Origin of the sequence: Paraburkholderia sp. A1RI-2L (assembly GCF_048957375.1) — a bacterium.
Classification (GTDB): domain Bacteria; phylum Pseudomonadota; class Gammaproteobacteria; order Burkholderiales; family Burkholderiaceae; genus Paraburkholderia.
This window is the reverse complement of the sequence record NZ_JARBTA010000003.1, coordinates 350,788-370,542: the sequence shown is the minus strand read 5'-3', so window position 1 is coordinate 370,542 and position 19,755 is coordinate 350,788. Positions and strand designations below refer to the sequence as shown.

Genomic DNA, 19,755 nt, shown 5'->3' with positions numbered 1-19,755 from the left:
TGAGCGTCGCTCGGAAGGTCGCTCAGGCCGAGCGATGGGCGGGCATGGCGCTCGTCATCCCCAATACGTACCTGATGGCTTTTTCAGGGGAACAGCTTTCCCGGATTCAGAATCCCGTTGGGATCGAGTGCGTGCTTGATCGCCCGCATGCACCCAAGCTCCGTCTCGCTACGCGTGTAGCCCAGAAATGCGCGTTTGTGCAGGCCGATGCCGTGTTCGGCCGAAACCGATCCATGAAACGCCCTGACGAGATCGTAGACGGCGCTTTCGACCGCGTCGGGCGATACGCCCGGGATCGAGCGTCCATCTACGGTAACGTGGAGATTAGAATCGCCAACGTGGCCGAAGAAGAACAATCGGCTGGCCGGCCAGCGGGATTTGAATTTGGCACGGCAGATGTCGACGAAATTGCCGATGTCCCCGATCGGAATGCTGATGTCGAAATTGATGGGGGTGAGCTTGACGGGAAATTCCGCTGTTGCCTCACGTATTCCCCACAACGACCGAGCTTGTGATTCGGATTGCGCAATAATGGCGTCGAGTAATAAGCCGGATTCGAGATGGTTCGCCAGCGTTTGCGCGAGACTGTCGTGCCGGTCGTCGGCATAGGATGTATGCTCGATCAGCGCGTAGAGCGGGTACGCGCTTGAAAACGGCGCATGCTGGTTTCGGGACAGGGAAACGCCCAATTCGAAGAAGTCCGGCCACATCAGCTCAAACGCGCTGAGTTCCTTGCCAAGGCGAGCTCTGAGCGCTCGCAACAGCGCGATGACACTCTCGTATCCGGAAAGCGCACAAAGCGCGGTGTGTCGCGCGGCCGGGCGAGGGGCGAGTCGCAACACGGCTCGTGTGATGATGCCGAGCGTGCCTTCCGAACCAACGAACAGATGCCGCAAATCATAGCCGGTATTATTCTTGATCATCTTTCCCATGGCGCTCAGCACGCTGCCGTCTGCGAGCACGACCTCGAGTCCCAGCACCTGATCTCGAGCGGTTCCCGATTGAATGACGCGGATGCCGCCTGCGTTCGTCGCAAGGTTGCCGCCTATTTGACACGAACCACGTGCACCGAGATCGAGCTGGAACTCGAAATTTTCGGCCTCGGCGGCTTCCTGAATCGCCTGCAGCGTGGTGCCCGCCTGCACAGTCATGGTGGCCGCGCAACGGTCAATTTCTTCGATTCCGGCCATTCTCTCCAGCGAAATGCAAATGTCGCGCGACGTCGGCACGGCGCCCCCCGAGAGGCCCGTCAATCCACCCTGAGGCACGACACTTTGCCGGGCCGCATTGCAAAGCCGCAGCGCGGCGGCAACCTCTTGTGTATTCCGTGGCAACACGACCGCAAGCGGGGCTTGTGGAGACTTCGCGCTCCAGTCGCCACGGTAGCGGCTCGCGATGTCATCGCCGGTTCGCACCGCGTCCGCGCCAAGCGCGTCTTTGAGCGCGTTCAGTATCGTTTCCATGAGGGGCGTGTCGAGTTCGATTTTGGAGTGAAGCGCATTGCCTGCGAACCGGCTTGCGGTTCCCGCTCAGCGGGACGCCTGCTGCAAATTCTTCCGGTATCCCATCGACGCATTGATGCGGCCGAGAATGTAGTCGCCGGCAGCGACGGGTTCATACTTTGCGTCCGCATCGCCGACGCCCAGGCCGCGCGGGTCCACCACCGCACAATAGTCGGGATCGTAGAACGTTGCGATCGAATAGCGCTCGCGTCCCGAGCGATTGGTCACGCGATGCATCGTCGAGCGGAAGCGATCGTTCGACCAGCGCGCGAGCAGGTCGCCGACGTTAATCACGAGGGTGCCTTCGATCGGCGGTGCGTCGACCCAGCTGTTCGAGCCGAGCTCGCGTACCTGCAAGCCGCCGACGTTGTCTTGCCACAGCAGCGTGATGCAGCCGTAGTCGGTGTGCGGCGCGACGCCGAACTGATCGGCTTCAGACTGCGGGTCCTGGTCCGGATAGTAGACCATTTGCGTACGTTGCAGGCGTTTGGTGTACTTATCCACGAAAAAGTCCTCGCCTATACCGAGGCTCAGCGCGACCACCCGCAGAAGTTCCGAGCCGCACGCGCCAAGCGCCTCGTAGTAGTCGTAGAGGGCAGGACGCAACTCCGGCATGAACGCGGGCCAGTTGTTCGGACCACGCAACGCTTCGCCCGCGAGCACGGTTGGATCGTCTTCCGGCAGTTCCAGACCGATGGAGAAGAACTCCTTGAAGTCCGGACGCGTTGCCTGGTACATCGTCGCGTCGCCCAGCGCATTGAAGCCGCGATGCCGGTGATTGACCGCCGCCTGCCGTTTGACCTCCAGTGGGTGCGCAAAAAATGCGCGCGCCGCCGCCTGGGCACGCTCAATGATTTCAGCCGGCACGCCATGGTTCCGGATATAGAAAAAACCGCTGGTTGTGCAGGCCCGGAAGATTTCACGCGCGACCTGTTGCGTGACTTCGCGGTCGCGATTGCGCACACCCTGCATGTCGATCAGAGGAATGTAGGCGGTATCAGTCATTGCGATTCTCTTGTCAAGGTTCTGGTCGATAGGCCGGATACACGCGGCGCGAGTCATCCCTGCTGCCGTGCGACACCGGGCGAGAAGCGGCAGCCGAGCCGATAACGCGAGCCAGGATGCACGAAGCGCGCGAACGTGACCGCCCGGCCGTTGGTCCACGTGCGCCGCACAAGCGTCAGGCAAGGCTCGCGATCGGGGATTTCCAGCATTGCCGCTTCGCTGGGCGTCGCCAGCGCCGCATCGACAATGTGCTCGATTTCGTCGAGCGGCACGGTGTCGTACAGATACTCGGAAGGCCGCCGCACGCTGAAGTCCTGCGTGAGAAAATCCGGTGCGAGGTCGGGATTCACGTAACGTTCTTCCAGTTGCACCGGCAGGCCATTCTCGCGATGCAAGCAGATGACGTGAAAAACAGAAGCGCCCGGCATTAGCCCGAGCGCGGTGGATACCAGCATGGGTGCTGTTTCGCGCGCCTGAAGCAGGATGGAAAAACTGTATGCATGGCCACGCGAACGGATCTCGTCGCCGATGTGCGCGATCGTCAATAGCGTCGACAGCGGCTTGGTCTCGGCGACGAACGTGCCGATGCCCGATTGCCGCGTGAGCACCCCTTCGTCGGATAGCTCGCGCAACGCGCGATTGATCGTCATCCGCGAGACGCCAAGCGTTTCGACCAGCGCAAGTTCCGACGGTATCCGGTCGCCCGTCCTCCATGCACCCGAGTCGATGCTGTCGCGCACGTACATCTTGACCTGCTCGTAGCGCGCGAGCTCCGAGCGCGAAGCCGCTACGGCGCGCGGTGTCCCGGTGTCGTGCACAAGTTTGGCGATCTTCAATGCGATGCCCTCACGGCGACCGCGCAGCGCTCGCGCGCGAGCGCGTCGACGAACAGGTCGTTGTCGTCCCCGCTGCCGATCGACACGCGCATGCAGTTTTCGTAGCCGGCTTCGCGCCAAGGTTTGACGATTACGCCGCGCGCAAGCAGCCGCCGGGACAGCGCGCTCGCGTCCTCGTGCGTATCGAAAAACAGAAAATTCGCATATGAGCGCGCCGGCATGTAGCCAAGCGCGACAAGCGCCCCGCGCATGCGCTCGCGTTCGCACTCGACGTGCGCCACGCTCGCATTCACATGCGCGCTATCGGCAAGCGCCGCGAGCGCCGCACATTGCGCCAGATGATTGATGCCGAACGGCGTGCGAATGCGGTCCATCAGATCGACGAGCCGGGCATCGGAAGCAACGCCATAGCCGATCCGCATGCCCGCGAGCCCATACGCCTTCGAGAACGTACGCAGCATCAGCCACGGCGAACGGCTCCGCGCCAATAGCGGCAAGCAGTCGGCGTAATCGGGTGCATGGCGTGCGTACTCGTAATAGGCTTCATCCCACAGCACGAGAGTCGAGGGTGAGACGCAGGAAAGCAGCCGCTCGATCAGCGCGGCGTTCATTGCGCAGCCTACCGGATTAGAAGGATTGCTTACGATTAGCATGCGCGTTCGCGGACTGAGCGCCGCACACAGCGCGTCGACGTTGAATTCGAGCGCGCTCATCGGCACCGTCTTCACATTTGCGCCGGCACTTTGCGGGTAGATGATGTGCAGCCCAAACGACGGAACCACTGTGATCACCTCGTCGCCCGGGGCGAGAAATGTGTGCGCGGCGACCGCGAGCAAATCCTCCGAGCCGTTGCCGAAGCACAGGCGCTCGGGCGAGAGCGCGACACGTTCGGCGAGCGCCGCTCGCAATGCATCGCACGACGGGTCGGGATAGATACTGACGCCCCCGGCGAGTGCGTGCGCTAGCGCGGCCTCGACGCGCGGGCCCGCGCCAAGCGGATTCTCGTTGCTCGCCAGCTTCGCGACACGTGCGAGTCCGTACTGCGCGCGCACACTGTCCGCTGACAGGCCGGCATTGTAAGGGGGCAGCGCGCGCACTTCGCTGCGGGTTGCTCCAATGAACAGCTCGGCCGGTGTCATTCGGAGTCCTTGTCGTTAGACTGCGCCCAGAAAGCATTGCGGTCGAAATAGTTTTGCAGGAACTGGCGCAGCCGCGGCTGCGTGGCGTCGTGGAACACTTCGCGCGGCTTGCCCTGCACGGCAATGCGGCCTTCGTCGATAAAGACAACCTTGTCGGCGACCTGCGCGGCAAAGCCCATCTCATGGGTGACGACCACCATTGTCATGCCTTCGCGCGCGAGCTGTTTCATCACTTGGAGCACTTCGCCAACGAGTTCCGGATCGAGCGCCGAAGTCGGTTCATCGAACAGCATGATGTGCGGTTCCATAGCCAGTGCTCGCGCGATCGCCACGCGCTGCTGCTGGCCGCCCGACAGCTTTGCGGGCCGCGTGTCCGCCTTATGCGTAAGACCAACCGTTTCGAGCATCGCAATACCGCGCTGACGCGCTTCGTCCCGTGGCATTTTGCGCACGCGCTGCAACGCTTCGGTGACGTTGCCGAGCGCGCTCATGTGCGGCCACAGGTTGAATTGCTGGAACACCATGCCGATATTGCGCCGCACCCGGTTGATCTCCGACTGCGATGCGCGTACGCGGTGGCCATTGCGCATCCTGTAGCCGAGCAGTTCGCCTTCGATCCTCACCTCGCCCCGGTCGTAGCTTTCGAGGGCGGCGAGGCAACGCAAGAGCGTGCTCTTGCCCGAGCCTGACGGCCCGATGATGCACACGACTTCGGACTTGTGGATTTCCAGATCGACCCCGCGAAGCACTTCGACTTCGCCGAATTTTTTTCCGAGACCGTGAACTTCGATCAGCGGCGAGCTGCCCGTGACTGCATGCGCGTGTAGCGAGGAAGTGTGAATGTCGATGGGAGCGTTCATCGGAATCGGGCGCTGGTGGGTTAGTCAATCTGCAAGCCGTGCTTCGACCCACGCACCCACACGCGAGGTGAGCTCGACGAGCGCGAGATAGCAGACGCAAAGCACGAGCAGCGTTTCGACGAAAGCAAAGGTTTCGGAGCCGATGCCAGTCAGCACGAAAGTGAGTTCCGGCACGGTGACAATCGACAGCACGGCAGTTTCCTTGCTGAGCACGATCGTCAGGTTGGTGATCGCAGGCATGATGAGCACGAGCATTTGCGGCAACTGCACGCGCCACACGGTTTGCCATCTCGACAGGCCGAGACACTGCGCGGCTTCGAGATGGCCCGCTGGTATCGATCGGAAGCCGGAGCGAAACGCTTCGGCGAAGTACGCTCCCCCATATAAGCCGAGACCAATGATGCCAGCCGGAATCGGATCGAGCGTGAGACCGAACGAAGGGCCACCGTAGTACAGGACGAATAGCTGCACGAGGAACGGCGTCGCGCGAAAGCATTCGATATAGGCGCGTAGCACGCCGCGAACCCAGGGGGCGCACAACAACTGCATCACCGCGATGACGAAGCCAATCAGTATTGCGATCACGACACCCGCGACCCACGTGCCGAGCGTCATGCCGAAGCCCGAGGCGATCGATGGCAGATTGTGCGTGATGACGGTGGGATCGAACTGACTCATCGTGCATCCCTCATGCGTGCAGCCGCACTTCGGCGAGATGTGCGAGGCTCGCGAGCACGCCGTTGATGACCAGATAGATCAGCCCGGCCGCAACATAAACTTCGAGCGGCCGGTAGGTACTCGCGGCAATGTTCTGCGCGGTGCGCGTGATCTCGGCTACGCCGACCACCGAAATCAGCGAAGATGCCTTGATCAGCAGCACCATTTCATTCGCGAGTGACGGCAGCGTGAGACGGAACGCTTGCGGCACCTTGATGCGCCAGAGCGTCGCGAAAGTGCGCATGCCGAGCATCCGTGCCGCTTCGATCTGGCCATACGGCACGCTCAGAAACCCGCCTCGCAGAATCTCGGCGATATACGACGCCGAGCACAGCGACACCGCGCTGATGGCGGCCACGAGCGGCGGCACGTTGATGCCGACGAACGGCAGCAGGTAATAGACGAGGAGCAGTTGCACGAGCAGCGGCACTCCCCGGAAAAAGAACACATAGGCGCCGCCCAGTCTGCTTAGCCAGCGGTTCGGCGAGAGCCGCGCGGAACAAACGGCGAGGCCGATGAAAAAGCCGATCGCGAGTCCGGCCAGCGAGATCGTCACCGTGGCGAGCGTCGCCTGAAACAGCAGCGGCAACGATTGCATGAACACGTTCAGATGGAACATGGCGGGGCGTGTCGTTGTCGGACGGGGCCGCCGCGTGCATCGCGGCGGGATGGGGAACGAGGCGCGTCAGAAGTTCGGCGTCGGCATCGTATTGGGAACGGCCATCGTCGTGCCGAGCCATTTTTTCTGCAGCGCGGCGAGGCTGCCGTCAGCCTGGAGTTTCAGCAGCGCCGCGTTGAACGCGTCGAGCAGTGGCTTGCTGTCCGCGTCCTTGCGCACACAGTATGCGTAGTAAACCTTTGCACCGAACGGTGGCGTGAGCACTGCGAATGTTTCCGGACGTTGTTTCGCGACGTAGGCGATATTCGTCATTGCATTCGCGACCGCGACGATCCGGCCCGCGGCGAGATCCGAATACGCCTGGTTGTTGTCGACATATTCGCGGATCGTCGGCGCTGTGGGCAGGGTCGCCACATAGGCCCTCAACTGGTCGAGCTGGGCGGTACCCTTCGCCGCACCAATGTTCTTGCCGGCGACGTCGCTGGACTGCTTGAGCGACGTGTCGTTCGCACGCTTGAGCAGTGCATCGGTCGCGTCAGCCACGGGCAGCGTGTACGCGTAGCGCTCCATGCGGGCCTTCGTAACCGTGAGCGGGCCGCCAACCATGTCGAACTTGCCCGCTTCGAGGCCCGGGAGCACGCTCGGCCACGGCAGGTCGATGAAGCGTACCTTCACGCCGAGCTCCTTGCCGATTTCGGCAAACAGTTCTTTGTTGAAGCCGGCTTGCTGTCCGTTCTCGAGAAAGTCGAACGGTGCGAACTGCATTTCGGTTCCGACCACCAGTTCGCCGGCCTTCTTGACCTTGGCGAGCTGATCTTCAGCGAACGCGGAGACGCTAGTGGCGGCCAATGCGAGTGCGAGCGTAAAACGCTTCCAACTTGCGACGCGCTTCATAAGTTCTCCTGAGAGAATGACAGCTGTTGACAAGAATGGCGATGCGTGAAATACGCGCTGCGCGGACGCTGCGATGAAGGGCAGTATATACCGCATTTTTTTTGGAAAAATATGGTTTTTATGGCCTCGTTAACCCGCGCTTGCGATCGTCAATGACGCGGTATATACAGCCTCCGGAAAATAGTCGGCACGCCCTGGAGCATGTGTCTGACGAATATCCCCATGCGTGACACGCTTTTTTGTCAGCCTGCGAGGCGCGGCAACGGATTTGAGCGCAGCACCCGCCGGAAAAAGCGCTTCGCCGCCTTGTTGCGCTGCTTTTGCACAAGCACATCCAGTTCGGCGCTGTATTCGTCGACCGCATGCCACACGAAGTAAGGCTCCCCGCGCCGCGTCACGAACAATTCGTCGAGGTGCCACGAATACCCCGGCTTGTGCCGCACCGCCCTGGCGCACTGAGAGCCGCGGCGCGTTTGCGTCAAACGATCAAGCGGGACCGCGAGCGATACCTCACGCTTCCATGCAGGGGTGCCACGGCGGCACGCGAAACGCGTCCGACAAGAAGTCGATCAGGCAACGCACTTTCAGCGGCAACTGCTTCCGGCTTGGATAAACCGCGTAGATTCCGAGTTCGATTGAATGATATTCCGGCATCAACCGGATCAGCCGTCCGGCCTTCACGTCTTCGCCAATCATGAAGTCCGGCTGCAGGATGACGCCACCATCGCGCAGCGCAATGGCGCGGCACGTGTCGCCGTTGTTCGAATACATGCGTGCTTGCGTGCGCACCAGCACCTTGCCTTCCGGCCCTTCAAATTGCCACTCGTCGCGGCCGGACAAATGCGTGTAGGCCAGCACACGGTGCGCGGCCAGATCGCGCGGATGGCGCGGCGCTTCGTGGCGCGCGAGATAGCCGGGCGAGGCGCACACCACCATCGCGGTCGAGGCCAGCTTGCGACACACCATCGACGAATCCGGCAGCGTACTGATCCTCACGGCCAGATCGTAGCCTTCGTCGACGAGATCGACGACGCGGTCGTTCAGCGTGATCTCGAGGTCGATCTGCGGCCAGGCGGCCATGAAGTCGCCCCATAGCGGGGCAAGATGCGACACGCCGAAGCTGAGCGGGACGTTGACCCGCACCAGCCCGCCAGCAACCTGGGTGCGCGAGCTCACCTCGGCTTCCGCGTTGTCCATCGCCTCGAGGATTTCACGCGCCCGCTGGTAGAACAGACGCCCCTCTTCCGTCAACGACAGACGGCGCGTCGTACGGTGCAGGAGTCGCACCCCGATGCGCTGCTCAAGCGACTCGACATAGCGCGACACGGCCGCCTTCGATATCCGCAAGGTATCGACGGCGCCGACAAAGCTGCCCGCGTCGACGACCGCGACGAATACCGCCATTTCCTGACTTCGATCCATTTATTGTCTCGTTTATCGGGATTATAAATCCACATTACCCAAGTTTATCTCCATTACTGCGATCAATAGAATCTGCCCATCCCCTCTCACGCGTAAAACAAGGCGAGGGGCATGAAACCCACTGTCATCGCGCCGGCATGGATTGCGAAGTAAGGCCATTGGAGGCCCTCGACTCATGGATATTCTGCACAACGACACCTCCTCAGGTCTCTCGTTCCGGCTGCGGCAGGCGGCAGGGCAGCCGGCGGCCAGGCTCTTCCTGCTTCACGGCGTAGGCGGCAACGAAACGAACCTGATGCCGCTCGCGCAAACGCTCGACCCTCGCCTCGAAATCGTCTTCGTGCGCGGCCCGCTCACGCTTGGCCCGGGACAGCACGCCTGGTTCCATGTCCGCTTCAGCGCACAAGGGCCCGTCATCAACGCCTGGCAGGCAGACGAGAGCCGCACGCGTCTGCGCGAACTGGTGCGCTCGCTGGCCCGCGCCGACGCCCCCGTGACACAGCCAGCCGTGATGGCCGGCTTCAGCCAGGGCGGCATCCTCAGCGCGAGCGTCGCGTTGTCCGAGCCCGAAGACGTGTCGCGCTTCGCGATCCTGAGCGGCCGCATTCTGCCCGAGATCGAGCCACATCTCGCGTCCCCGGACAGGCTCGCGCAGGTCTCGGCGTTCATCGCGCACGGCCAGCACGACGACAAGCTGCCCGTGAGCTTTGCCGGGCATGCCGATAACTGGCTCACCCGCCTCGGCGTCGTGCACGACACGCGCCTGTACCCGGTCGGCCATACGCTCAGCGCCGACATCGCAAGTGACTTCTCGCGCTGGATTCACCAGCAGATCAATCTGGACTAACCCAACCAACCGGAGCCCATCATGACCGATACCCGCACCGCCCCCTATGCCGCCCTCCTCCTGCGCCTCGCGCTCGGCCTCATGTTCGTTGCACACGGCCTGACCAAGCTGCTCGTCTTCACGCCGGCCGGCACCGCAAAATTCTTCGAGTCCGTGGGCTTCGCCGGCTGGTTCGCCTGGCCCATCATTGCCTTCGAGATTGTTGGCGGCGCACTGTTGCTGACGGGTGTGTACGCGCGTGCGATTGCCGCGGTTGCCGCGATCGAGCTGTTCATGGCCTCGACGGTCCACTTCGGCAACGGCTGGATGTTCACCAGCGCGAACGGTGGCTGGGAATACCCGGTTTTCCTCGCGGTCGCTGCCGCTGTCCTGGCGCTGCTCGGAGATGGAGCCTTCGCGCTCAGGCCGACGCTGCGCAACGCCTGACGCGTGACGCGCCTTGCCCGGGACTGATGCCATGGAATTCGGTATTTACACGTTCGGCGATCTCGCGACCGGGGCATCCGGCGCCACCGCAGCGCAACGACGCATCGAAGCCATCGTCGCGGCCGCGAAACTCGCCGATGAAGCCGGCATCGACGTGTTCGGCGTCGGCGAGCACCATCGCGCAGACTTTGCCGTTTCCTCGCCGTCCGTCGTATTGGGCGCGATTGCCGCCGTGACCCGTCGCATGCGGTTGACGAGCGCGGTCAGCATCCTGAGCTCCGAAGATCCCGTTCGCCTCTATCAGCAGTTCTCGACGCTCGACCTGATCTCGGGCGGACGTGCAGAGCTGCTCGTCGGGCGAGGCGCATACGTCGAATCGTTTCCGCTTTTTGGCTATGCGCTTGCGGACTACGAATCGCTGTTCGAGGAGAAGCTGGCGTTGCTCGCAGCGATCAACGAGCAAGCGCGCGTCACGTGGTCAGGACGCCATCGCGCGGGCCTCACCGACGCCGCGATCATGCCGAGGCCGTTGCGCGGGCGTCTTCCGATCTGGCTGGCAGCGGGCGGCACGCCGTCGAGTGCCATTCGCGCCGGCCGCGCCGGTCTGCCGCTGAACCTCGCCAACATCAGTGGATTGCCGGAAAAGTTCGTGCCCTTCATCGAGCTGTATCGGCAGACCGGTCTCGCCGCGGGGCATCCGGCCGGGCAGCTGCAGGTGGCCATTTCCGGTCATTTCCACGTGCAGCGAGATGGCGCCCGGGCGCGCGACGACTTCTTTCCCCACTACCGCCGCTACATCGCGAACAACCTGCCGCGCGGCCAGCTTGAAATCTCGCGTGGCGACTTCGAATCCCTGGCTTCGCCTCGTGGTGCGTTGTTCGTCGGCAGCGTCAATGAGATCGTCGACAAGATTCTCTTCGAGTACGAGCTATTCAGGCATCAGCGTTACATGGCCCAGATGGATATCGGCGGACTGCCATTCGACAAGGTCCGGCAATCGATCGAGCTGTTCGCTACCGAGGTCATACCGGCGGTGCGCCGCGCAATCACACGAAGTCCAGTTCGGGAATCATCGTCCTAATCCCTTTAGCGTAGCGCTCTCGCTGAAGGTATCTTCTCCACGCACTGCGCACCGCGCAGGCGTGTTTCGGGGGAGGCCTGTCCGGGCCTCTCCTTCTTTTTCACGCCATCGCATGGCGGACATTACCACTTCTCAGTGGCAACCCCGCCGCATCCCGCGCCATCGTTTAACAGTTGTGCGCACAACTATATGTATTAGTCATGGAACGCGCCCTCATCGTCGCAGGAGTCGCTGCAAAGCCCCGAACCCGGCAAGGCTGCGGTACGCACGGCGCATCCTCTGGCGCACCAGGATCGCTTTTGCTATTCTCTTTTGCGCGGATCGTTTGCATTGCATAACGGGTGTACCCCGGGGCACACCCCCGTGCTACGTAGCGGCTCGCGTCCTCCCAACCTTGGGTACTCCAATCAATCACTAGGGGAATCAATGCGCTCCACCATCTGCAAGCTGACTCTCGCCGCTGCCACCACGGCATGTCTGATTGGCTCCGCCTCGTCAGCACTCGCGCAAACGGAGGCCAGTGCACCAGCCACCGCCCAGGCCGCAGCTTCACAGCCGCTCACCAAGGAACAGAAGCAACAGGCAAAGGCACAGGCCAAAGCACAGCACAAGGCAGAACGCAAAGCCGCCCGCGCGAAAAATACAGCCGAAATCAAGAAGCTTGAAGATGCTGGCTATAAGCCGGCGCAGAACGACCCGAACTATCCGCAGAACCTGCAGGATGCGCAGAAGAAGGCTAACGCAGCTGCGGGCGCCAGCCAGTAACGTGCGCGAGTGATTCATATGGTCCTGTGACGGCATCCGGTCCCGCTGCAATGCTCGCCCGAATGCCGTCGCCCTCGCCCGTGATGCCCGGCGTCTTCACTGCACCTTGCCGGTCCGTGCTCACCCGAGCGATTGCCGCGGCAAGCACGACGGGCGACGGACCCGATTGATCTGACAAACCGGCACGCGATGCGGCGAACAGTTCGCCCGCCGGCAAGACAGCACACTTCGCCCGAAGGAAAAGGCATTCATGGTCACGCCGGCTTCGTTTACCGCGATGCTTTCGCTGTTTGCGCTAGTCGCGTGCGGCAGCCTGCCTTCGCAGCCAGACCGCGAGCCATCGTACGCCATCACGGATACCGCGAACACACGGCTGGGCCTCGCGTTTCGGGCTCAGGCCGAGGCCCACCCAGGTCTCGATGCCTTTCACCTGTTGCAGGATCCGGTCGACGCTCTGGACGCGCGCGTACTGCTCGCCGATCGCGCCGATCGATCACTCGACCTCCAATACTACATCTGGCATGACGATCTGACCGGCCGCAAACTGGCCGATGCAATCATCCGCGCGGCGGATCGCGGCGTAAGGGTGCGCCTACTGCTCGACGATCTCGGCACGAATGCGAATGACAGGACGTTGCTCGATATCAGTTCGCACCCGAACATCGAGATCCGCCTGTTCAATCCGGTCGCGACCCGCACGTTCCGCAAGACTGGCGCCGCGCTTGAGTTTGCCCGCGTCAACCGGCGCATGCACAACAAGGCAATGATCGCGGACGACCAGGCTGCGATCCTCGGAGGCCGCAATATCGGTGACGAATACTTCGGCGCATCGTCGATGCTCGAATTTGGCGATCTCGATGTCGTAGTGCGTGGTCCCGCCGTGGCCGACGTATCGACCGAGTTCGATACGTTCTGGAATTCCCCTTATGTGTACCCGGTCAAAGCGCTCGTCGGACACGATGCCGCGCCCGAAGGTCTCGAACAGGAACGCGAGCGGTTGCGCGATTACCTGCGGACCATGGAAGACAACCCGTATGTGGTCGTAGCACGGCAACGGCTCGAGAGGATCATTCACGGACAGGGTACGCAGTTTTCCTGGGGGCATGCCGTAGTGCTGTACGACGATCCGTCGAAGATCGCTCATTCGCCGCGCGACGACGAAGGGCACCTGTTCCCGAAGCTGAAAGCGCTCGAACTCGAACCCGGGCATGAGCTGATCATCGTGTCGCCGTACTTCGTGCCGGGCAAGGCAGAGGTCGATCGGCTGCGCGCACTCGTTGCGCGTGGCGTGCGCGTGACGGTACTGACCAACTCCCTTGCGTCTACCGACGTGGCTGCCGTCCATGCCGGATACCGGCTTTACCGCCGTGATCTCGTCGACGCAGGGGTGATGCTGTACGAGCGACGTCCGTTCGGAGACCAGAGCATTTCGAAGCAGGTAGTGTTCGGGTCGTCGCGCGCCTCGCTTCACGCGAAAACGTACATCTTCGATCGCAGGAGCATTTTCATCGGCTCAATGAACTTCGACCCCCGCTCCCTGAAGCTCAATACGGAGATCGGGGTCTACTGCGAGAGCCCAGACATTGCCGCCAAAGTGGCAACGGACCTGGAATCGGGAATCGACCAGATCGCGTGGCGCGTGGCGACGCGGACGGACACCGCTGGCCGCACGCGTCTCGTGTGGATCCAGACCGCGCCGGATGGCACGAAGACCACCCTGGATGCAGAACCTGCGGTGTCCGCAGCGCGGCGACTGGAAGTCTGGTTCCTTGGGCTGTTGCCCATCGAATCGCAGTTGTGAACAAGCGACCGGATGGACAAGGCCTCGGTCCGGCGTGGACGTGCCCCGCCCCGCTGTGCGCCTCCATGCGTCATACCCAGGCGACGCGTGCGCGGCAACGAGGCAACTTCGAAAACAGCCCACGCCGGGAACTCGAATGCACTACGTTATATCGACGCTTTCCGCTTGCCAGGAATGTCTCGCCCCCGCAGCGAACAGCCAGACGTCTCCGTCACGAAGATCAGCGCCAGCGCGCCGACTACACACGCGCCCATCATGTAGTAAGCCGGCACGAGCACATTGCCCGTGCGCGCGATCAACCACTCGCTGACCAGCGGAGCCGTGCCACCGAAGATCGACGTCGATACGTTGTACGCAATCGCCATCCCCGCATAACGCACCTGCGTGGGGAACATCGCGGGGAACATCGCCGAGATGCTCGCAAGCTGGGGAACGTAAAGCAGGCCCAACACCGAAAATCCAATCAATGCGCCGATGAGGCCGTGCTTCATCAGAAGGAACATCGGAATGGCGGCAACGAAAAGCCCGACGAGGGAAAACCACCAGACGTTCTTGCGGCCGATCCGGTCAGAGACAGCCCCTGCGAAAGGCAGGAACAGCATCATCGTCAGCATGCCGATCAGGGGCACCAGAACCGACGCATTTTCGCCCATGCCAAGCTGCTTCTGCATGAAGGTGGGCATGTATGCCAGCAGCACGTAGTTGACCACGTTGAGCGCCACCACCAGACCACCGAGTAACACCAGCGGCCGCCAGTGATCAATCACCAGCGCCTTCAGCGTGGTGAACTTTTGCGGTTCCGTTTGCTGTTCCTTCTGGCTCGCGCGCTCCAGTTCGACGAACACCGGCGTATCCTCCAGCTTCGAGCGCAAGTAAAAGCCGATCAGACCTAGCGGCGCAGCGATCAGAAAAGGCAGTCGCCATCCCCATTCGTGCATGGCGGTATTGCCGAGCACGACCGAACAGCCGAGCATCAGAAACGCCCCGAGCGAAAAACCCGCGAGCGTCGCGAACTCAAGAAAGCTGCCGCAAAAACCTCGCTTCTTGTCGGGCGCGTATTCGGCCATGAAGGTCGCCGCGCCGCCATATTCGCCACCTGTGGAAAAGCCCTGAACCATCCGCAGGACGATCAAGAGTGCCGGCGCCCACCAGCCGATGCGCGCGTAGGTCGGCACGAGTCCGACCAGCAGCGTGGCCACCGACATCAGAATGATCGTCATCGCCAGCACCTGCTTGCGACCGAGGCGGTCTCCGAGTGGTCCCCAGAACAATCCGCCCAGCGGACGAACCAGAAATGAAATGGCGAACGTCGCGAGTGCGAAAAGTGTGGCTTGAGCCGTGCTGCCCGGGAATAGTGCGGCCGATATGTAGCTCAAGCCATATGCATAGATGCCGTAATCGAACCACTCCGTGGCGTTGCCGAGCGCCGAAGCTGCAATGGCGCGACAAAGCAGACTCGTTGACTGACACCGCTCCGTCTCGTTGTCCCATGAATGTGCGTAGTCCATCGTTCCTCCTGAATGTCCAGCGATGTGATAGCGTCCCGACCACATCGAAATCTCTGCGGGTTATCCGCGCTTGCCGCGATTTGCGTCCCTCAAACTTCGAGCGATGGCAACGGCAGCGTCATCAATCGTCCCTGTGCGGGCCTCGCGTTGTTGTTGCCGCAAAGACGCAGACACATCCACGCCGTTGCAAGATTGCTGCTGACTGCGGGCTTGCCAATCGACGTCTCGATGCGCGCGACCAGCGCGGCCGCACGCACGGCCGTGCAGGAAATAAAAAGTGCATCGGATTCGTCGGCAGTTGCCGAATGGGCAAATTCCACAATGTTGTCGTGCGAGATTCTCGCCATCTCGCGGTCGTCAGTCAGACCCAGACAGGTGAAGCGATCGATCACGAAGCCCTGCGCAGCGAAATACGCTGCCATCGGCGCGCTGGTTTCCACCGTATAGGGCGTGAGCACGCTGATGCGCCGCGCGCCGAGCGCGCGCAACGCGGCCACTGCGGCGGCGGTCGGCGTAACCACATGCGCCTGCGGCTTCGCTGCATGAATCGCCGCTTCGATCTGCGCGTCGCCGATCATCACCGACGCCGACGTACACGAATACATCACGACGTCGAGCGCTTCGTCGGGCAAGATCAACGCTGCGCCGGCGGTCAGCGAGGGCTGCATCGCACGCAGATTTTCCGGCGTGACCGGGTTCACGTAAGGCACGCGGTTCACATAAATGCCGATCCGTTCGCTTGCGACGAGCGCCGCGAAGTCCGGTTCGGTTGTGTGATCGGTGGCGAGAATCACGAGCCCGATACGCTTGTCTAGTGCGCGTTCATCGAGACGCGGTGCACGATCGGCAGACTGGATGACGGGTCGCATTGCTCAATGTCCGAGAGGCGGAAAGCGCTTTTCAAGCAATCTCACCGCGGCTACTGCGATCAGGCTGATGCACAGGAACAGGACGCCAACCAGCGTCATCGGTTCGAGATAGCGGTAGTCCGTGTTCGCGATGATCTTCGCCTCGTTCATCAATTCGAGCACGGTAATCGCCGACAGCAGCGGCGTTTCCTTGAACATCGAAATCAGATAGTTCGCGAGCGCGGGCAGCATCGGCGGGACAGCTTCGGGCAGGATGATGTGCTGCCACGTTTGCGATGGACTCAAATTGCACGCCTTCGCGGCTTCCCACTGTCCGCGCGGCACGTTCTCGATACCGCTTCGATAAACCTCCGCCGCATACGTCGCATAGTGCACGCCGAGCGCGAGCACGCCGGCCGCGAGCGCGGGCATGCGAATGCCGATATCCGGCAGCACATAAAACACGAAATACAGTTGCACGAGCAACGGTGTGCCGCGAATGAAGCTCACCACAGCCGTCGTGCCGCCGGCAACCGCACGATTCGGCGAAAGGCGCAGCATCGCGAACACCATGCCGACTACGGCCGCCACGATCGCACCGAGCACGGTGGCGAGCACGGTGATCTCCAGACCTTGCAGCAGAATCGGCAAGATCTGGCGCGCGAAACTCCAGTCCCATTCCATGCGCTTATCTCCTCATCCCGTCGAGTCCGAAGCTCATCCGGCGCTCGAGCTTGCGCATGCCGAACGCAATCAGGCACGCCATGGCGAAATACAGTACGAGTATCGTCGCGAATGGAATCAAGGTATTGCCTGTCTGCGAGCGCACTACCTGTGCCTGAAAGGTCATATCGCCAAGCGAAATCAGCGAGACGACAGCGGTGCCTTTGAGCAATTCGATTGCGTTGTTGCCGAAGGTCGGCAGCATCAGCGGCAATGCTTGTGGCAGGATCACATGCCGCATGCGTTGATAGCGGGTCAGATTCAACGCGATACAGGCGTTCCTTTGCTCCTGGCCAATCGCCACCACTGCGCCGCGCACCACTTCCGCGCCATATGCGCCGACGTTCAGACCGAGCGCGAGGACACCGGCCTGCAATGGCGTCAGGGTCAACCCAATCATCGGCAAGACGAAATACGCCCAGAAGAGTTGGACGAATACCGATGTGCCTCGAAAGAACTCGATATACGCTGTCGCCAGCGATCGCACCGCGGAGAATCGCGACAAGCGCCCCAATCCGGCGACAAACGCCATCACGAGGGCCAGTACCGCCCCCATCACCGTGAGTTCGACGGTGGCCTGAGCGCCCTTCAGAATCAGCAGAAGATAGCCGTACCAGTCATGCATGGACGCACCTCGTGTTGCGACTGGCCCCGAACGTCATTTCGAAGCCGCGCACAATTTTTCGCGGCTGGTCGACATCGCGGCCTTGGCGGAGAATCCATAGGGTTCGACGATCCTCGCGAATTCGCCCGACTCCTTCAGCTTTTTCAGCTCGACGTCGAACGCATCGCGCAGCGCCGTATCCTGCTTGCGGAACGCTACGCCATCGCATTGCACCGGCGTGCCCTGCACGGGCGCAATGGATTCCAGATTGGCATCTTTCGCCTTCGCGAGCAGATCGCTGATCGACAGCAGCGGCAGCGCGAATGCATCGATGCGGCCGTCCTGCAGCATCTTCAGTCCGCTCTGGCCATCCGGCACCACGATCACGCGGTCGCCCGGAATATTGGCGGCCATCGCAAGCTTCTGTTCGGTGGTGCCGCCTTCCACGCCGATCACCGCCTTCGGATCTTTGGCTATCGCCTCATAGGTCTTGATGTTCTTCGTGTTGCCTTTCTTGACCGCGAATGCCTCGACCGCACACAGCACCGGTTGGGAATACGCAACGGCTGCGCAACGCTGCGGCGTCATGAAAAGCCCTGCCGCGATCGCGTCGTGGCGTCCGACCGCGAGACCAGGAATCATTGCACCGTACTCGGAAACCGACGCGACGATGTCGTTCACGCCAAGCTTCTTGAACACCGCGCGCGCCACATCCGGTGCGGCGCCCGTCACCTTGCCATCGGCGCCCACTGCCGTGAACGGCGGTTCGTTCGCGATGGCAATGCGCGCAAAGCCCTGCTGTCTTAGTTGCGCCAGCTTGTCCTGCGCGGCGAGCGCAACGCCGCCTAGCGCCAGCAGCGAAATCGTCCCCGTGATCAGCATGCCTTTCAATTTCATGGTTGCGGCTCCTTTATCGTGGTCGTATGCAATGGCGTGCGTTCAAGACACCGCAGCGGTTCAAAGCCTGTGGCCCGCAGCGATGATCTTGCGGAGAAACGCCTGGGTCCGTTCGTGTTCCGGGTGCCGGAAGATGTCTTCGGGTTTGCCTTCTTCAATGATCCGGCCGCGGTCGAAGAACAGCACGCGGTCGGCGAAGTCGTGCGCGAAACCCATTTCATGCGTGACGAGCAGCATCGTCATGTCGGTTTCTTTCGCCAGGCGCTGCATCACGTTGAGCACTTCTTCGACTAGTTCCGGATCGAGTGCCGACGTCACTTCGTCGAACAGCATGATTCGCGGCGCAAGGGCCAGCGCGCGCGCAATCGCGACGCGCTGCTTCTGCCCGCCGGAGAGTTGCGCAGGACGACTCTTCGCCTTGTCCGCCATGCCCACCATGTCGAGCAATTCCATCGCCCGCCTTTTAGCCGATTCACGGCTCTCACCCTGGGTCAGGATGGGCGCAAGCGTGATGTTGTCGAGCACGCTCTTGTGCGGAAACAGATTGAAATGCTGAAACACCATGCCGACCTTCGAGCGCATCTTCTGCAAATGCCGCTCGTTCGCGGGCACCATGCGCTCGCCCTGCCGCATCTGAAACAGCGGCTCGCCATCGATTTCGACGTGACCGCCATTTATCGATTCGAGTGTCATCAGAATGCGCAGGATCGTTGTCTTGCCCGAACCCGATGGACCGATCAAAGCGAGTTTCTCGCCCGGCATCACATCCAGCGACAACTCGTCGAGCACGGTCAGCGCGCCATAGCGCTTCGTGACGCGGTCGATCTTGATCAGCGGCTTGTTCATTGCGGCTTCGACATGCGAATCGCCGACGTGAGCGCGCGCGACTCGCGAGGCCGCAGCGAAAGCGGTCGGGGCAATATCTGAAACGTTCAGCGTGTCGGTGACTCGCGCGGTATTCATCTCGATTCGATTCCCGTTCTTCATGCCAGGGGCTTGATGGAATGCGGTTCATCGGCAGTCGCGCCCGGTAATGCTGCCAGGCTGGCCGGTTCCGCTATGCAAATCAGAATACAAAGCCATATCCGCGATCCGAATGCTCTAGAACAATTCTTTTTCCGCGCGCCGAAAACGTGCCGCGCAATGCCGTCCCACAGGGCATTCATGCACCAAACCGGCATTCGCATCAGGGTCAACACCTGGACGAGCCAGCGAGCTTTTGCTGCGTCGCACCGTGCTTTCATGCGCACGTCGAAGATTG

20 protein-coding genes and 1 pseudogene are annotated in these 19,755 nt (G+C 61.8%); 5 read left to right on the top strand and 16 right to left on the bottom strand.

The features are described from left to right. Positions 1 to 83: 83 nt before the first annotated feature. The 10 genes and pseudogenes from PWP93_RS24815 to PWP93_RS24770 all read right to left on the bottom strand — a co-directional run bounded on the left by PWP93_RS24815 (position 84) and on the right by PWP93_RS24770 (position 8,994). Positions 84 to 1,463 carry an FAD-binding oxidoreductase gene (locus PWP93_RS24815; RefSeq protein WP_421046423.1) on the bottom strand — a complete coding sequence of 460 codons (1,380 nt, stop codon included), beginning with the start codon at positions 1,461 to 1,463 and terminating at the stop codon, positions 84 to 86. Positions 1,464 to 1,529: 66 nt separating this feature from the next. Continuing rightward, on the bottom strand, positions 1,530 to 2,507 hold the full coding sequence (locus PWP93_RS24810) for an isopenicillin N synthase family dioxygenase (RefSeq protein WP_421046422.1): 978 nt from the start codon (positions 2,505 to 2,507) through the stop codon (positions 1,530 to 1,532). Positions 2,508 to 2,560: 53 nt separating this feature from the next. After that, a complete protein-coding gene (hutC, locus tag PWP93_RS24805; RefSeq protein ID WP_421046988.1) occupies positions 2,561 to 3,337 on the bottom strand; it encodes a histidine utilization repressor in 777 nt (258 codons plus the stop codon). Between the two features lie 2 nt (positions 3,338 to 3,339). Then, positions 3,340 to 4,482: a histidinol-phosphate transaminase gene (gene hisC / locus PWP93_RS24800; protein ID WP_421046421.1), complete on the bottom strand. Its 1,143-nt coding sequence runs from the start codon at positions 4,480 to 4,482 to the stop codon at positions 3,340 to 3,342. Beyond that, positions 4,479 to 5,342: an amino acid ABC transporter ATP-binding protein gene (locus tag PWP93_RS24795; protein ID WP_421046420.1), complete on the bottom strand. Its 864-nt coding sequence runs from the start codon at positions 5,340 to 5,342 to the stop codon at positions 4,479 to 4,481. The genes hisC and PWP93_RS24795 overlap by 4 nt, the downstream gene beginning before the upstream one ends. A 24-nt stretch (positions 5,343 to 5,366) precedes the next feature. Next, positions 5,367 to 6,020, bottom strand: a complete 654-nt coding sequence (locus tag PWP93_RS24790; RefSeq protein WP_421027671.1) for an amino acid ABC transporter permease — start codon at positions 6,018 to 6,020, stop codon at positions 5,367 to 5,369. A gap of 10 nt (positions 6,021 to 6,030) precedes the next feature. Beyond that, positions 6,031 to 6,678, bottom strand: a complete 648-nt coding sequence (locus tag PWP93_RS24785; protein WP_421027670.1) for an amino acid ABC transporter permease — start codon at positions 6,676 to 6,678, stop codon at positions 6,031 to 6,033. Between the two features lie 66 nt (positions 6,679 to 6,744). Beyond that, a complete protein-coding gene (locus PWP93_RS24780) occupies positions 6,745 to 7,572 on the bottom strand; it encodes a transporter substrate-binding domain-containing protein (RefSeq protein WP_421046419.1) in 828 nt (275 codons plus the stop codon). Positions 7,573 to 7,826: 254 nt separating this feature from the next. Continuing rightward, positions 7,827 to 8,024 (bottom strand): annotated as a pseudogene (locus tag PWP93_RS24775) (DDE-type integrase/transposase/recombinase); the annotation flags it as partial. A gap of 58 nt (positions 8,025 to 8,082) precedes the next feature. Next, entirely contained in the window at positions 8,083 to 8,994 is a 912-nt protein-coding gene (locus PWP93_RS24770) for a LysR substrate-binding domain-containing protein (protein WP_421046418.1), read from the bottom strand. Between the two features lie 175 nt (positions 8,995 to 9,169). On the opposite strand from PWP93_RS24770, the gene PWP93_RS24765 reads away from it, so the two are divergent. The 5 genes from PWP93_RS24765 (at position 9,170) to PWP93_RS24745 (ending at position 13,914) form a co-directional block, all read left to right on the top strand. Then, positions 9,170 to 9,841, top strand: coding sequence for an alpha/beta hydrolase (locus PWP93_RS24765; RefSeq protein WP_421046417.1), 672 nt, complete (start codon positions 9,170 to 9,172; stop codon positions 9,839 to 9,841). Between the two features lie 21 nt (positions 9,842 to 9,862). Beyond that, positions 9,863 to 10,267: a DoxX family protein gene (locus tag PWP93_RS24760; protein ID WP_421046416.1), complete on the top strand. Its 405-nt coding sequence runs from the start codon at positions 9,863 to 9,865 to the stop codon at positions 10,265 to 10,267. Positions 10,268 to 10,298: 31 nt separating this feature from the next. Then, positions 10,299 to 11,348, top strand: a complete 1,050-nt coding sequence (locus PWP93_RS24755; RefSeq protein ID WP_421046415.1) for an LLM class flavin-dependent oxidoreductase — start codon at positions 10,299 to 10,301, stop codon at positions 11,346 to 11,348. A gap of 426 nt (positions 11,349 to 11,774) precedes the next feature. Next, positions 11,775 to 12,113 (top strand): DUF4148 domain-containing protein, encoded by a 339-nt coding sequence (locus PWP93_RS24750; RefSeq protein ID WP_421046414.1) that lies wholly within the window; start codon positions 11,775 to 11,777, stop codon positions 12,111 to 12,113. A 250-nt stretch (positions 12,114 to 12,363) separates the two neighbouring features. Beyond that, positions 12,364 to 13,914, top strand: coding sequence for a phospholipase D family protein (locus PWP93_RS24745; RefSeq protein ID WP_421046413.1), 1,551 nt, complete (start codon positions 12,364 to 12,366; stop codon positions 13,912 to 13,914). Between the two features lie 146 nt (positions 13,915 to 14,060). On the opposite strand, the gene PWP93_RS24740 is transcribed toward PWP93_RS24745, so the two are convergent. From PWP93_RS24740 to ehuA, 6 genes are all read right to left on the bottom strand, one after another. Next, on the bottom strand, positions 14,061 to 15,422 hold the full coding sequence (locus PWP93_RS24740) for an MFS transporter (RefSeq protein WP_421046412.1): 1,362 nt from the start codon (positions 15,420 to 15,422) through the stop codon (positions 14,061 to 14,063). An 89-nt stretch (positions 15,423 to 15,511) separates the two neighbouring features. Beyond that, complete coding sequence (eutA, locus tag PWP93_RS24735) at positions 15,512 to 16,291, bottom strand: ectoine utilization protein EutA (RefSeq protein WP_421046411.1); 780 nt, start codon at positions 16,289 to 16,291, stop codon at positions 15,512 to 15,514. Positions 16,292 to 16,294: 3 nt separating this feature from the next. After that, entirely contained in the window at positions 16,295 to 16,954 is a 660-nt protein-coding gene (gene ehuD, locus PWP93_RS24730) for an ectoine/hydroxyectoine ABC transporter permease subunit EhuD (protein ID WP_421046410.1), read from the bottom strand. Between the two features lie 4 nt (positions 16,955 to 16,958). After that, positions 16,959 to 17,618, bottom strand: a complete 660-nt coding sequence (gene ehuC / locus PWP93_RS24725) for an ectoine/hydroxyectoine ABC transporter permease subunit EhuC (protein ID WP_421046409.1) — start codon at positions 17,616 to 17,618, stop codon at positions 16,959 to 16,961. 33 nt (positions 17,619 to 17,651) lie between these two features. Next, positions 17,652 to 18,494, bottom strand: coding sequence for an ectoine/hydroxyectoine ABC transporter substrate-binding protein EhuB (ehuB, locus tag PWP93_RS24720; RefSeq protein ID WP_421046408.1), 843 nt, complete (start codon positions 18,492 to 18,494; stop codon positions 17,652 to 17,654). Between the two features lie 60 nt (positions 18,495 to 18,554). Next, positions 18,555 to 19,457, bottom strand: coding sequence for an ectoine/hydroxyectoine ABC transporter ATP-binding protein EhuA (gene ehuA / locus PWP93_RS24715; RefSeq protein ID WP_421046407.1), 903 nt, complete (start codon positions 19,455 to 19,457; stop codon positions 18,555 to 18,557). Between the last annotated feature and the right edge of the window lie 298 nt (positions 19,458 to 19,755).